Source organism: Citrobacter sp. MGH 55 (genome assembly GCF_016906145.1).
Classification (GTDB): Bacteria; Pseudomonadota; Gammaproteobacteria; order Enterobacterales; family Enterobacteriaceae; genus Citrobacter_A; species Citrobacter_A amalonaticus.
This window is the reverse complement of the sequence record NZ_CP070239.1, coordinates 1,859,343-1,871,964: the sequence shown is the minus strand read 5'-3', so window position 1 is coordinate 1,871,964 and position 12,622 is coordinate 1,859,343. Positions and strand designations below refer to the sequence as shown.

11 protein-coding genes and 1 tRNA gene are annotated in these 12,622 nt (G+C 55.0%); 3 read left to right on the top strand and 9 right to left on the bottom strand.

The window, feature by feature from the left end; translation table 11 throughout:
* Positions 1 to 168: 168 nt before the first annotated feature.
* The 7 genes from hflX to nnr all read right to left on the bottom strand — a co-directional run bounded on the left by hflX (position 169) and on the right by nnr (position 8,062).
* Positions 169 to 1,449 (bottom strand): ribosome rescue GTPase HflX, encoded by a 1,281-nt coding sequence (gene hflX / locus JTI98_RS07445; protein ID WP_042321426.1) that lies wholly within the window; start codon positions 1,447 to 1,449, stop codon positions 169 to 171.
* A 74-nt stretch (positions 1,450 to 1,523) separates the two neighbouring features.
* The gene (hfq, locus tag JTI98_RS07440) at positions 1,524 to 1,832 is read right to left on the bottom strand and encodes an RNA chaperone Hfq (RefSeq protein WP_042999184.1); all 309 of its coding nucleotides are present in this window, start codon (positions 1,830 to 1,832) and stop codon (positions 1,524 to 1,526) included.
* Between the two features lie 83 nt (positions 1,833 to 1,915).
* Positions 1,916 to 2,866 carry a tRNA (adenosine(37)-N6)-dimethylallyltransferase MiaA gene (miaA, locus tag JTI98_RS07435; RefSeq protein ID WP_044265686.1) on the bottom strand — a complete coding sequence of 317 codons (951 nt, stop codon included), beginning with the start codon at positions 2,864 to 2,866 and terminating at the stop codon, positions 1,916 to 1,918.
* Positions 2,859 to 4,724, bottom strand: coding sequence for a DNA mismatch repair endonuclease MutL (gene mutL, locus JTI98_RS07430; RefSeq protein WP_216082089.1), 1,866 nt, complete (start codon positions 4,722 to 4,724; stop codon positions 2,859 to 2,861). The genes miaA and mutL overlap by 8 nt, the downstream gene beginning before the upstream one ends.
* A 9-nt stretch (positions 4,725 to 4,733) precedes the next feature.
* Entirely contained in the window at positions 4,734 to 6,065 is a 1,332-nt protein-coding gene (gene amiB / locus JTI98_RS07425; RefSeq protein WP_054177260.1) for an N-acetylmuramoyl-L-alanine amidase AmiB, read from the bottom strand.
* Between the two features lie 16 nt (positions 6,066 to 6,081).
* On the bottom strand, positions 6,082 to 6,543 hold the full coding sequence (tsaE, locus tag JTI98_RS07420; RefSeq protein WP_042999180.1) for a tRNA (adenosine(37)-N6)-threonylcarbamoyltransferase complex ATPase subunit type 1 TsaE: 462 nt from the start codon (positions 6,541 to 6,543) through the stop codon (positions 6,082 to 6,084).
* Positions 6,515 to 8,062 (bottom strand): bifunctional ADP-dependent NAD(P)H-hydrate dehydratase/NAD(P)H-hydrate epimerase, encoded by a 1,548-nt coding sequence (gene nnr / locus JTI98_RS07415; protein WP_216082088.1) that lies wholly within the window; start codon positions 8,060 to 8,062, stop codon positions 6,515 to 6,517. The genes tsaE and nnr overlap by 29 nt, the downstream gene beginning before the upstream one ends.
* Between nnr and queG the strand changes: the two genes are divergently transcribed.
* Positions 8,061 to 9,200 (top strand): tRNA epoxyqueuosine(34) reductase QueG, encoded by a 1,140-nt coding sequence (gene queG / locus JTI98_RS07410; RefSeq protein WP_216082087.1) that lies wholly within the window; start codon positions 8,061 to 8,063, stop codon positions 9,198 to 9,200. The two genes, nnr and queG, sit on opposite strands and share 2 nt — an antisense overlap.
* Before the next feature lie 269 nt (positions 9,201 to 9,469).
* On the opposite strand, the gene JTI98_RS07405 is transcribed toward queG, so the two are convergent.
* Together JTI98_RS07405 and orn are read right to left on the bottom strand one after the other, a co-directional pair.
* Positions 9,470 to 9,545, bottom strand: a tRNA-Gly gene (locus tag JTI98_RS07405).
* 295 nt (positions 9,546 to 9,840) lie between these two features.
* Positions 9,841 to 10,386, bottom strand: a complete 546-nt coding sequence (gene orn, locus JTI98_RS07400) for an oligoribonuclease (protein WP_042999177.1) — start codon at positions 10,384 to 10,386, stop codon at positions 9,841 to 9,843.
* Positions 10,387 to 10,492: 106 nt separating this feature from the next.
* Between orn and rsgA the strand changes: the two genes are divergently transcribed.
* Entirely contained in the window at positions 10,493 to 11,545 is a 1,053-nt protein-coding gene (gene rsgA, locus JTI98_RS07395) for a small ribosomal subunit biogenesis GTPase RsgA (RefSeq protein WP_044327158.1), read from the top strand.
* 96 nt (positions 11,546 to 11,641) lie between these two features.
* A complete protein-coding gene (asd, locus tag JTI98_RS07390; protein ID WP_044327157.1) occupies positions 11,642 to 12,613 on the top strand; it encodes an archaetidylserine decarboxylase in 972 nt (323 codons plus the stop codon).
* The last annotated feature ends 9 nt before the right edge of the window (positions 12,614 to 12,622 follow it).

Genomic DNA, 12,622 nt, shown 5'->3' with positions numbered 1-12,622 from the left:
TGCGATGCTATACCTGTGTTTTTTGCGCGGCAGATGCGTTGGCTACGTCTCTCAACACCCGTCACATCGTTGACCATGCTCCGGGGGCTTTCAGGACGTGCCGCCTTCCTGCCGCTCAACCTCCACAAGGTACAGAGGCGAAAAAATCTTCAGGCCATATCCGTCAGATCAGACAACATAGTCTTCCAAAGCCGGTTCTTGTTTACAGAGGCGACGCCAGTCAACGATCGGCAGGCGAACTTGCAGACTTACGCTACCGTCATCCTCCATCCACTCTTTTTCTATTGCCTGAAGCTGATAAAAACGGCTTCTCAGACGCCCTTCCTGCGGCGGCAAACGCAACGTATGCTGCGCCACCTCGCCGGAAAGTCGCTCCGTCAAAGCCTGAAAAAGCTGTGGTATCCCAACCCCTGTCTGCGCGGAAAGCCAGACACGGATCGGTTTGTTCTCTTCATCCCGGTCGATACGCGGTTCAAAGTCATCCAGCATATCGATCTTGTTCATCACCATCAGGGACGGGATCTCGTGAGCATCGATCTCTTCGAGAACCGTATCCACTGCGTCGATGTTTTCCTGCACGCGCACATCCGCTGCATCAACCACATGCAGCAACAGTGTCGCCTGACGCGTTTCCTGGAGGGTCGCTTTAAACGCCGCAACCAGATCGTGCGGAAGATGACGGATAAACCCAACGGTATCCGCCAGCACGGTCTCCCCGACATCCGCCACGTCAATGCGACGCAGCGTCGGATCCAGGGTCGCAAACAGTTGATCTGCCGCATAGACCCTGGCTTCGGTTATCTGATTGAAAAGGGTGGATTTTCCGGCGTTGGTATATCCCACCAGCGAGACGGTCGGGACATCCGCCTTAATGCGCGACTGTCGCCCCTGCTCACGTTGCTTTTCAACTTTTTCCAGGCGCGACTGGATCTGCAATATACGGTTTCGCAATAAACGGCGGTCGGTTTCGAGCTGGGTTTCACCCGGACCGCGCAAACCAATCCCGCCTTTCTGTCTTTCAAGGTGGGTCCAGCCACGGACAAGACGCGTAGCCAGATGGCGCAACTGCGCCAGTTCAACCTGCAATTTCCCCTCATGGGTACGTGCACGCTGCGCAAAAATATCTAAGATAAGGCCAGTGCGGTCGATAACACGACACTCACACAGGCGCTCCAGGTTACGTTCCTGGGCCGGACTCAATGCATGATCGAATAATACGACGGCAGCGCCTGTCGCTTTTACGGCTTCCGCAATTTCAACGGCTTTACCTTCACCAACAAAGTACTTCGGGTGCGGTGCTTTACGGCTACCGGTAATCACCTGCATTGCTTCGACACCGGCGGAAGAGACCAGAGATTCAAACTCCTGGAGGTCTTCCATATCTTTGTCTTGCGAAAAATAGATGTGTACCAGTACCGCCTGCTCACCGGCGTCATAACGGTCAAACAAGCGTCAACCCCTCGATATAGATCAGCGGGGAACGCAGAAATTCTGGCTCCCCGTGTGTAAAACAGCCAAAAACCTTATTCGGTCTCTTCGCTGTCCTGTTGCGTCGCAGAACCCTGCGCGCCGCTACCGTGATGATAGTTACTGCTGGTACCGCCACCGGCATTGTTACTATGATGAGAAACCGGGCGAGACGGGACAACAGTAGAAATCGCGTGCTTATAAACCATCTGACTGACCGTGTTTTTCAACAGGATCACAAACTGATCAAAAGACTCGATTTGACCTTGCAGCTTAATACCATTCACCAAATAAATAGAAACTGGAACACGTTCCCGACGCAGTGCGTTCAGGAACGGATCTTGTAAAGATTGCCCCTTAGCCATTCTCTCTTTTCCTTATATGCTTATTTGTACTTTGAATCTTTCGATTCTGAAAATTGCGCACGATACGCCTTAATTGTACACATTCAGTTCGCGATAGCACCAACAACCTGTAATACTTCGTTCCGCGCCTGCTCAGGTTTCTCACTGTCAAGCCAGTGCACTCCTTCCCAACCGCGTAACCAGGTTACCTGGCGCTTTGCCAACTGCCTCGTGGCGCAAACACCTCTATAAACCATTTCATCGTATGATATTTCGCCTTCAAGGTATGACCACATCTGGCGGTATCCCACACAACGAATGGAAGGCAAGTCCGTATGCAAATCTCCACGGGCAAAAAGCGCCCGAACTTCTGCTTCAAATCCTGAAGCCAACATCTGATGAAAACGCTGCTCGATGCGTTGATGCAACAGCTCACGGCTCGCTGGGGCGATGGCAAACTGATGCACCTGGTACGGTAAAGCATCACCTGACGTTTGCGTCAGTTCCGTTAAAGTTTTACCCGAAATGAAAAAAACTTCCAGTGCCCGGGAAAGTCTTTGCGGATCATTTGGATGAATACGCGCAGCCGCAACCGGATCGATTGTCTGAAGCTGTTGGTGCAACGCATCCCACCCTTGCTCTGCCGCCTGTTGCTCAATTCTGGCCCTGACCTGCGGGTCTGCCGACGGTAACGGCGAAAGACCTTCCAGCAATGCCTTGAAATACAACATCGTACCGCCCACTAACAGCGGAATACGCCCCGCCGCAGTGATCTCGCTCATCTCCGCCAGCGCATCGCGGCGGAAATCCGCAGCAGAATACGCCTGCGACGGATCGCGAATATCCAGCAATCGGTGCGGAGCCGCCTTTAACTCTTCAGCGTCCGGCTTCGCCGTCCCGATATCCATCCCTTTGTAAATAAGGGCGGAATCGACGCTTATCAACTCTACTGGCAAAACTTTACGCAATTCAATCGCTAGCGCCGTTTTACCCGAGGCCGTAGGCCCCATCAAAAAAATTGCCTTTGGCAGGCTCGCCTTACTGATATCACTCATGTTTCAGGGCATTCATCGCCGTATGTAAATCAACAGGTTGTAACAGACCACCCGGCGGCGCCTTCACGAGCTGCGGGCAAAGCCGCTCCACATCAGCCAGCAGGGTAATGGCCTGAGCCATTGTCCACTGCGTATGCTCACTCATCAAATTACGCGCAATCCACTGCGCCAGATTACCAGGTTCACGCGCTGACTGTTGCGTCAGGTAGCCTATCAGTTCAGGAATCAAGATTTGTAAATTTTGTTGGCGTAAGGGTAAAGGCACCGCCCGAATGGTCACATGCTGGGCATCTGCCTGAAATTCAATCCCCAATTCCACCAGTGCGCCCTGCGCATTTTCCAGCGCGGCCTTTTCCTCTGCAGACACTTTTAGCCGCAGCGGGATCAGCAACGGCTGAGCGCAAACCTGCCCCTCTCCCGGCGAAAGCTGCGCCTGACGCAGCCAGCGTTCTGCCACGGGCAGCGCCAGCAGGTGAATACTCCCATCGCGCTCCAGCAGCGCGCAGTCGTTGCCCACAATCGTGAGCACACGGCCAAAGCTCTGACAGTGTCCCGACAGTGCTGACACAGCTGGCTCCGGCGCAGGCGATGATTTTGTCGCAGGTATCGGCGTTTGCAGGAGCTGGCGATACACCTCGCCCTGCTGTTTCTGGTAGCCCGGCTGGGCATGCGGCCAGCTTGCCGCCGTTGGGCGCGGCGTGCTGCTGCCCGCTGTCGGTGTGGAGGCGTAGCGCGGTGCCGTAGGTTCGCGGGCCTGCGCCGGCTCAGCAAAATGGTTACGCCCTGCAGCCACACGGTTTTCCGGAACGTGCCGGGGCGCGGGTTCGCCTTCTGCTTCCAGCGGCAATGGCGATTCAAGCTGCTGTTGCAGCACGCTCAGCACGCCCTGGTAGATAAAGTCATGGACCAGGCGCGACTGATGAAAACGCACTTCATGCTTGGCCGGGTGCACGTTGACATCCACCTGATGCGGGTCAATCTCAAGGTAAAGCACAAATGCAGGCTGTTGATCGGCGCCCAGCTTATCTTCACAGGCCTGACGAATGGCGTGGTTGATCAACCTGTCGCGCATCATGCGTCCGTTGACGTAGCAGTACTGAATTTCCGCCAGCGCCGTCGTGGTGTGATTGGGATCGGCGACCCAGCCGCGTAAGGTCAGATCGCCATGCTGCCACTCAATCGCCAGCGCATGCTCAAGAAACGGCGTACCACAAATGGCGCCCAGACGACGCTCTTGCGGCCCCTCTTTCGCCACCGCACGGTACTGACGTACCATTTTGCCGTTGTGCGACAAATTGATCGTCACATCAAAACGCGCCAGCGCAATGCGCCGAATGATCTCGTCAATATGATTGAATTCGGTTTTCTCGGTGCGCATAAACTTGCGCCGGGCGGGGGTGTTGTAGAACAGATCGAGGACTTCCAGCGTGGTGCCTACCGGATGCGCGGCCGGTTTGACTGTTACCTCCATGTCGCGCCCTTCGGCGTAGGCTTGCCAGGCTTCCTGTTGCTCTGCGGTGCGTGACGTGAGAGTCAGGCGAGATACCGAGCTGATACTCGCCAGCGCTTCGCCGCGAAAACCCAGGCTAATGATCGCTTCCAGATCGTCAAGAGAGGCAATTTTACTGGTGGCGTGCCGCGCCAGCGCCAGCGCCAGTTCGTCTTTCCTGATCCCGCAACCATTGTCACGGATACGGATCAGCTTCGCGCCGCCGCGCTCGATATCAATATCGATGCGCGTTGCCCCGGCATCAAGGCTGTTTTCCACCAGCTCTTTGACCACCGATGCAGGTCGCTCAACCACCTCACCTGCGGCAATCTGGTTCGCCAGTTGTGGCGGTAACACCTGAATCGGCATGCAAATTCCTTAGTTGATCAACGACTCACCCGGCGTAGCGGCGCTCGCGGTTTGCGCCGCACTTCCCTGCGGAGCCGACTGCATCGGATGCGCCTGGAAGTAGTTACGCAGCCCTTTGTAAATCGCATCGGCCAGTTGTTGCTGATACGCATCGCTCGCCAACAGACGTTCTTCACTGTGATTACTGATAAACCCGGTTTCCACCAGCACCGAGGGAATATCTGGCGAGCGCAGAACGCCCAGGCTGGCATGTTCAGGCCGCCGTTTATGCAGTGACCCAATCCGTTCGAGCTGGCCTAACATGTTGGTTGCCACATCATACCCTACGCGTTGGGAATGGCCGAACTGCAAATCCAGCACCGCCTGACTTAGGTACGGATCGGCCTGGCTGTTTGCCAGCACATCCCCCGCGCCGCCCAACAGCTCCGACTGTTTTTCATGTTCTTCAAGCCAGTTCGCCATTTCGCTGTTGGCGCGCCGGTTCGACAGCACCCACACGGAGGCACCCGTAGCGCTGCGGTTGGGCGCGGCATCGGCGTGAATCGACACCAGGAAGTTGGCGTTTTGCTTACGCGCCACGTCAGAGCGCCCCATCACAGAGATAAAATAATCCCCGTCACGGGTTAACACGCCTTTAAACATCGGATCATCATTAAGCAGCGTGCGCAGTTTACGGGCCACCGCGATAGTGACATTTTTCTCTCGCGTACCGCCGGGGCCGATCGCGCCGGGATCCTGCCCACCGTGCCCGGCATCAATGGCGATCACCACTTTGTCACCATTGCTGGATGTCGCTCTGGCCGCCGGGCGCGTCGCCGTATTGCTGCTGATCACGGCGGTGGTGCGATCGTTGCTGGTTTTAAACGGATTTCGCGCAGGTTCAGTCGGACGCGGCGCCACCACCGGCGTTTCGACGCGTTTAGCAACGACTGGAGCAGGGGGGGGTGGCGGAGGCGTATCGGCGTTAATGGTAAAGACTACCGTGTAGTTTCCGCCACTCTGCCGTTTTACCGCCTCGGTTTTCCCGTTTTCGGTTAAATCCACCATCAGTCGTAGTGACTGTGGATCTTTCGCCGTGCCGGAACGAATGGTCTTCACCAGGTTATTACCGCTGAACATCAGCGGAAGCCCCTGAATGACCCCCGTTTGCTTAATATCCAGCGCAACGGTACGTTTGCCTTCATGGGAAAAGGCATAATCGGGATCGCCAATAAAACTGAGCGTAATACGCGCCTGTCGATCGCCGTTGGAGACCTGGATATCGGAGAGGCTGGCGGCTCCGGCCTGCGCGCACAGCAGAACCAGCATGGCCACCAACCCATTTCTGATGCGATAAATCATCCCGCCACCTTTAAGGTTAACCGGCTAAACGCGCCAGCAACGAATCACCTGATGAGGAGACAGCACGGATGCGCGCCTCACGACCTTGCGCCTGGTAATCTATGTGTATTTCGACATCCGGGTCCGGGAGTACACCTTTACCCTGTTGTGGCCATTCCACCAGGCAAATGGCATCGTTGGCAAAATAATCGCGGATCCCCATAAATTCGAGCTCCTCGGGATCGGCAAGACGATACAGATCGAAGTGATAGACCATCAGGTTATCGAGAGAATAGGGTTCGACCAGCGTATAGGTTGGACTTTTTACATTACCGGAATGGCCTAACGCCTGCAGGAATCCCCGACTAAAGGTGGTTTTACCCGCGCCTAAATCACCGTAGAGATAGATCACGGTCGCGCCGTTGCAGGCCTTGGCTACCCGTTGTCCCAGGTCTAATGTTGCCTGTTCGTCAGGTAGCGGAATTACTCGATTCATCATGATAAACGTCAATCACATCAGGGTTAACAATACGCTGTAGCGTGGAAAAAAGATCGGTTGCCAACATGCCGCGCATACCGGCACGCGCCGCCAGAACATCGGCCGCCGCACCGTGAGCCACGCAGCCAGCACAGGCTGCATCATACGGGGTAAACTTCTGTCCGAGCAATGCGCCAATAATACCGGAAAGCACATCGCCCATGCCGCCGCTGGCCATGCCTGCGTTGCCGACATCAGCAATTCCCAACGCCTCCGGTTGTGCGGCAACCACCGTTCCCGCCCCTTTCAACACCGCAACGCCTCCGTAACGTTTTACCAGACGCTGTGCAGAATGTAAGCGATCGCTTTCAATTTCTGCGACAGAACACCCCAGTAACCGCGCGGCTTCTCCCGGATGCGGTGTGATGACGCGATTGTGACGTTTATCGGGATTGATTGCCAGCAGGTTCAACGCATCGGCGTCCCAGACCATCGGTTTACGGAAATTCTCGACTTTTTGCAGCGCTTTCTTCCCCCACTCCGCCTGCCCGAGCCCAGGGCCAATGATGATGACATCCGCCCATGCGAGGCTTTCGTCAAGGGACTGCGGCGTCAGTTCATGTACCATCAGTTCGGGACGAGCGGTCAGCAGCGGGGCGATATTTTCGCTGCGCGTCAGCACGCGTACCAGCCCCGCTCCGGCGCGCAGCGCCGCTTCACCGGCCAGTCGAATCGCTCCCGCCGTGCCGTGTTCGCCGCCGATCACCACCAGTCGACCGTGATCGCCTTTATGCGACGTTGCACGACGCGGAGAGAGCCAGTGCGCAAGTTGTGAGGCGTCAAAGCGTTGAATCGGCGCGTCCTGCCCTGTCAGCCAGTCGTCCAGTCCCAGCGAATTAAAATGAAGGCGCCCGGTCACATCCCGGGCTTTCCCCGTCAGCAGACCGGGTTTCAGGACGATAAAGGTGACCGTGCGTTCGGCCCGGATGACCGCACCGGGCGTCGCGCCCGTTTGTGCCAGCAACCCGGAAGGAATGTCTATTGAGACAACAGGCGCAGGGTGGGCGTTTGCCCGTTCGATTAATTCAGACAACGACTCGCGCGGCGCCTGGGTTAACCCAATCCCCAGCAGCGCATCAATAATCAGGTCGATATTTTCCGGCCAGGCGATCGCCGGGGAATGGATCACGCCTCCTGCATTCAGCCAGGCTTCCCGCGCCTGTGCGGCCTCCTCGGGCAGCGGTTTATCGCTTTCCAGCGCTACCAGGGTGACCAGAATCCCTGCTGCTTTCGCCAGCCTCGCCACCACATAGCCATCGCCACCATTGTTACCGTGACCGCAGAGCACCAACCAGCGCCGGGCATAAGGCCGGGACTCGCGCGCCACGTCAAACACCGCCTCGCCCGCTCGCAACATCAGTTCGAACAACGTGAGCCCCAGCGTGTCAGCAGCTTCTCGCTCCAGCCGTTTGATGTCATCGGCGGGCCAGATGGAGTGTGGTATACTGATGGGGTTTTTCTTCATTGTATGGTCCGTCATGTCAGAGCCCCTCGATCTCAATCAGTTAGCGCAAAATATTAAGCAGTGGGGGCTGGAACTGGGCTTTCAGCAGGTCGGTATTACCGATACTGACCTGAGCGAGTCCGAACCCAAACTGCAGGCGTGGCTGGACAAACAATACCACGGCGAAATGGACTGGATGGCGCGCCACGGCATGATGCGCGCGCGTCCCCATGAGCTACTGCCTGGCACACTTCGCGTCATCAGCGTGCGCATGAACTATCTTCCCGCCCACGCCGCGTTTGCCCGTACGCTGAAAAATCCCTCGCAGGGTTACATCAGTCGCTATGCCCTGGGCCGCGACTACCATAAGCTTTTACGCAACCGCCTCAAAAAGCTGGGTGAGAGGATTCAGCAGCACTGTGTCTCGCTGAATTTTAGACCTTTTGTCGACTCTGCGCCCATACTTGAGCGCCCGCTGGCAGAAAAAGCCGGTCTGGGATGGACAGGTAAGCACTCACTAATCCTCAACCGTGAGGCCGGGTCGTTTTTCTTTCTTGGTGAGTTACTGATTGATTTGCCCCTGCCGGTCGATGCTCCCGTGGCGGAAGGATGCGGAAAGTGCGTCGCCTGCATCACCACCTGTCCGACCGGGGCGATTGTCGCCCCCTACACGGTGGATGCGCGTCGCTGCATCTCCTACCTCACCATCGAACTGGAAGGCGTAATCCCTGAAGCATTGCGACCATTGATGGGCAACCGGATCTACGGTTGTGATGACTGCCAGTTGATTTGCCCATGGAATCGCTACTCGCAGCTGACTGACGAAGACGATTTCAGTCCCCGTAAGCCGCTTCATGCGCCCGAGTTGATTGAGCTGTTCGCCAGAAATGAAGCCTGGTTTTTAAAAGTCACAGAAGGGTCAGCCATTCGTCGTATTGGTCATCTGCGCTGGCTGCGTAATATTGCGGTAGCACTCGGTAATGCGCCCTGGAGTGACGCCGCCCTTTCCGCACTGGAAAGCCGCCGGGGTGAGCACCCACTTCTTGATGAACACATTGAGTGGGCCGTCGCGCAGCAGATCGCGAAGCGAAACGCCGACGTGATCGAGGTGCAATCACCAAAGCAAAGGCGACTGGTTAATGCTATCGAAAAGGGACTTCCACGGGACGCCTGAATCGTCCACAGGCTGTGCATAGAAATAAAAACACATTGCTATTCAAGAACGAGAAAATCGTCAAGTGATCGCATTAACAATTTGCAATCTTAATTTAAACTTTGATTTCAGATAGTTATAAAGAAACTATTCACTTAGCGAAGTATTTGAATATTCCGTAGAAAAATCCGAAGCTGTGGATAACTCTGTTCACAAGAGTATGACAGATACAAAACGAAACGACCCCAACGCATAAACGCACTGTGGTTGATTTTCTGGAGATAAGAATTTGGAGCGGGAAACGAGACTCGAACTCGCGACCCCGACCTTGGCAAGGTCGTGCTCTACCAACTGAGCTATTCCCGCTTAATCTTCRTCTTTCATGTTGCTGCTGTGTTGGCTGCCTTGCTGCAACATGAAATGCTTTGATTAAAATTTGTTGCTGCCGTAACGCATAATTCTCTGTCGTTACGGGAGGCGCATTATACGAGAAATCCTTTCTCCTGCAACCCCTTCAAACGCAATTTTTTGTGAATTTCGTTTGAGTGACGATTTTATCAGCAAAGCGAGTAATTTAGCGGCAATCTTCGGTATACGCAAGCTTCCCGGATGTAAACTGTAGGCCGGGTAAGGTAAAGCCGCCACCCGGCATAGCCACCTTTTAAAGCTTAATAAAATTCTCACGATAGTAAGCCAGTTCCGCCACCGACTCGCGGATATCATCCATCGCCTTGTGCGTTCCTTCCTTGCTCAAACCGTCCAGAATTTCGGGTTTCCACCGACGAGCCAGCTCTTTCAGCGTGCTGACATCCAGGTAGCGGTAATGGAAATACGCTTCCAGTTCTGGCATGTACTTAAACAAAAAACGGCGATCCTGTCCGATGCTGTTCCCGCAGATTGGCGACTTACCCGCTGGCACCCACGCTTGTAAAAATTCAATCGTCGCCAGTTCCGCTTCACGTTCACCCATTGTGCTCGCCTTCACTCGCTCCACCAGCCCGCTGCCGGTATGGGTACGCACGTTCCAGTCATCCATCAGCGCCAGCTGTTCATCGGACTGATGAACAGCAATCGTTGGCCCTTCAGCCAGAATATTCAGGTTGGCATCGGTGACCAGTGTGGCGATTTCAATTATGCGATCGCGCTCGGGATCCAGACCAGTCATCTCCAGATCAATCCAAATCAAGTTGTTTTCATTGGCACTCATGCTATTTTCCACCCCTCATGCGTCACATTCTGTGTGACTACTCTCAACTAGAATTGTGTGTATCATAGATGTTTTGCCCAACATGGGCGACCAGGAGCCAGTACGATTGAGTAAAAATAAACTCTCCAAAGGCCAACAGCGCCGCGTGAACGCTAATCACCAGCGTCGTCTTAAAACGTCTAAGGAGAAGCCAGACTACGATGACAACCTGTTTGGCGAGACCGCTGAAGGGATCGTCATTAGCCGTTTTGGCATGCATGCCGACGTCGAATCTGCCGACGGTGAAATTCACCGCTGCAACATTCGCCGGACGATCCGCTCGCTAGTGACCGGCGACCGTGTGGTCTGGCGTCCCGGCAAAGCGGCTGCGGAAGGGGTCAACGTCAAAGGCATCGTCGAGGCGGTGCATGAACGTACCTCGGTATTGACGCGCCCGGACTTCTACGATGGCGTAAAACCCATTGCCGCCAATATCGACCAGATTGTCATTGTCTCCGCGATTTTACCGGAGCTGTCACTCAATATTATCGACAGGTATCTGGTGGCCTGTGAGACATTGCAGGTTGAGCCGATCATCGTACTCAACAAAATCGATCTGCTGGATGACGAAAGCATGGCGTTTGTGAATGAGCAGATGGATATCTATCGTCATATCGGTTATCGCGTGCTGATGGTCTCCAGCCACACTCAGGATGGTCTGAAACCGCTGGAAGAAGCGCTGACCGGGCGCATCAGCATCTTTGCCGGTCAGTCTGGCGTTGGCAAATCCAGCCTGCTCAACGCATTGCTCGGTCTGCAGGAAGCCATTTTGACCAATGATGTCTCTGACAACTCCGGTCTGGGACAGCACACTACCACCGCGGCCCGCCTCTACCACTTCCCACATGGCGGCGACGTCATCGATTCCCCTGGCGTGCGTGAATTCGGCCTGTGGCACCTGGAGCCGGAACAAATCACCCATGGCTTTGTCGAATTTCATGACTATCTGGGGCTGTGCAAATATCGTGACTGTAAGCACGACACTGACCCAGGCTGCGCCATTCGTGCCGCCGTAGAGGACGGGAAAATTGCGGAAACCCGTTTCGAAAATTATCACCGTATTCTCGAAAGCATGTCGCAGGTAAAAACGCGTAAAAACTTTTCTGATACCGATGACTGACAACTAAGCTAAGCATCGCTAGAATCGTCCCCCCTTTTTCAGGATCCGGCATCAACGCCGGGTCAGGAACGATAAAACAATAGCCTGGAGGCTACCTTGTTAAACTCATTTAAACTTTCGCTACAATACATTCTGCCGAAACTATGGCTCACTCGCCTGGCGGGCTGGGGCGCGAGCAAACGAGCGGGATGGCTGACTAAGCTGGTTATCGATCTGTTCGTGAAGTACTACAAGGTCGATATGAAAGAAGCGCAGAAGCCAGATACCGCCAGCTACCGCTCATTCAATGATTTCTTTGTCCGCCCACTGCGTGACGACGTTCGCCCGTTGAATACCGATCCGAACGTGCTGGTCATGCCGGCTGACGGTGTCATCAGCCAGTTAGGCGCTATCGAAGAAGATAAAATCCTGCAGGCCAAAGGCCATAACTACAGTCTTGAAGCCCTGCTGGCTGGTAACTACCTGATGGCGGATCTTTTCCGTAACGGGTCGTTTGTGACCACCTATCTGTCACCGCGTGATTACCACCGCGTGCACATGCCATGTAACGGCATTCTGCGTGAGATGATTTATGTTCCGGGCGATCTGTTCTCGGTCAACCATCTGACGGCCCAGAACGTCCCGAACCTGTTTGCCCGTAATGAGCGTGTTATCTGCCTGTTCGATACGGAGTTTGGTCCAATGGCGCAAATTCTGGTCGGTGCTACGATTGTTGGCAGTATCGAAACCGTCTGGGCGGGAACCATCACGCCGCCGCGCGAGGGCGTGATCAAACGCTGGACCTGGCCTGCCGGAGAAAGCGAAGGCTCCGTGGCGCTGCTGAAGGGTCAGGAAATGGGTCGCTTTAAACTGGGCTCCACGGTGATCAACCTGTTTGCGCCAGGTAAAGTGAATCTGGTCGAGCAGCTTGAAAGTCTTTCCGTGACCAAAATTGGTCAGCCGCTGGCGATCTCCACAGAGACATTCGTTGCGCCAGTCGACGCCGAGCCTGCACCACTGCCAGAAGAAGAGATCAAAGCTGAACACGACGCCAGTCCGCTGGTCGACGATAAGAAAAACGAAACCTAATAGTAGAAG

Bases quoted from the DNA above. Each gene is read 5' to 3' on its own strand.
- hfq (WP_042999184.1), bottom strand. From the start codon at position 1,832: ATGGCTAAGGGGCAATCTTTACAAGATCCGTTCCTGAACGCACTGCGT.
- miaA (WP_044265686.1), bottom strand. From the start codon at position 2,866: ATGAGTGATATCAGTAAGGCGAGCCTGCCAAAGGCAATTTTTTTGATG.
- mutL (WP_216082089.1), bottom strand. From the start codon at position 4,724: ATGCCGATTCAGGTGTTACCGCCACAACTGGCGAACCAGATTGCCGCA.
- amiB (WP_054177260.1), bottom strand. From the start codon at position 6,065: ATGATTTATCGCATCAGAAATGGGTTGGTGGCCATGCTGGTTCTGCTG.
- tsaE (WP_042999180.1), bottom strand. From the start codon at position 6,543: ATGATGAATCGAGTAATTCCGCTACCTGACGAACAGGCAACATTAGAC.
- queG (WP_216082087.1), top strand. From the start codon at position 8,061: ATGTCAGAGCCCCTCGATCTCAATCAGTTAGCGCAAAATATTAAGCAG.
- nnr (WP_216082088.1), bottom strand. From the start codon at position 8,062: ATGACGGACCATACAATGAAGAAAAACCCCATCAGTATACCACACTCC.
- orn (WP_042999177.1), bottom strand. From the start codon at position 10,386: ATGAGTGCCAATGAAAACAACTTGATTTGGATTGATCTGGAGATGACT.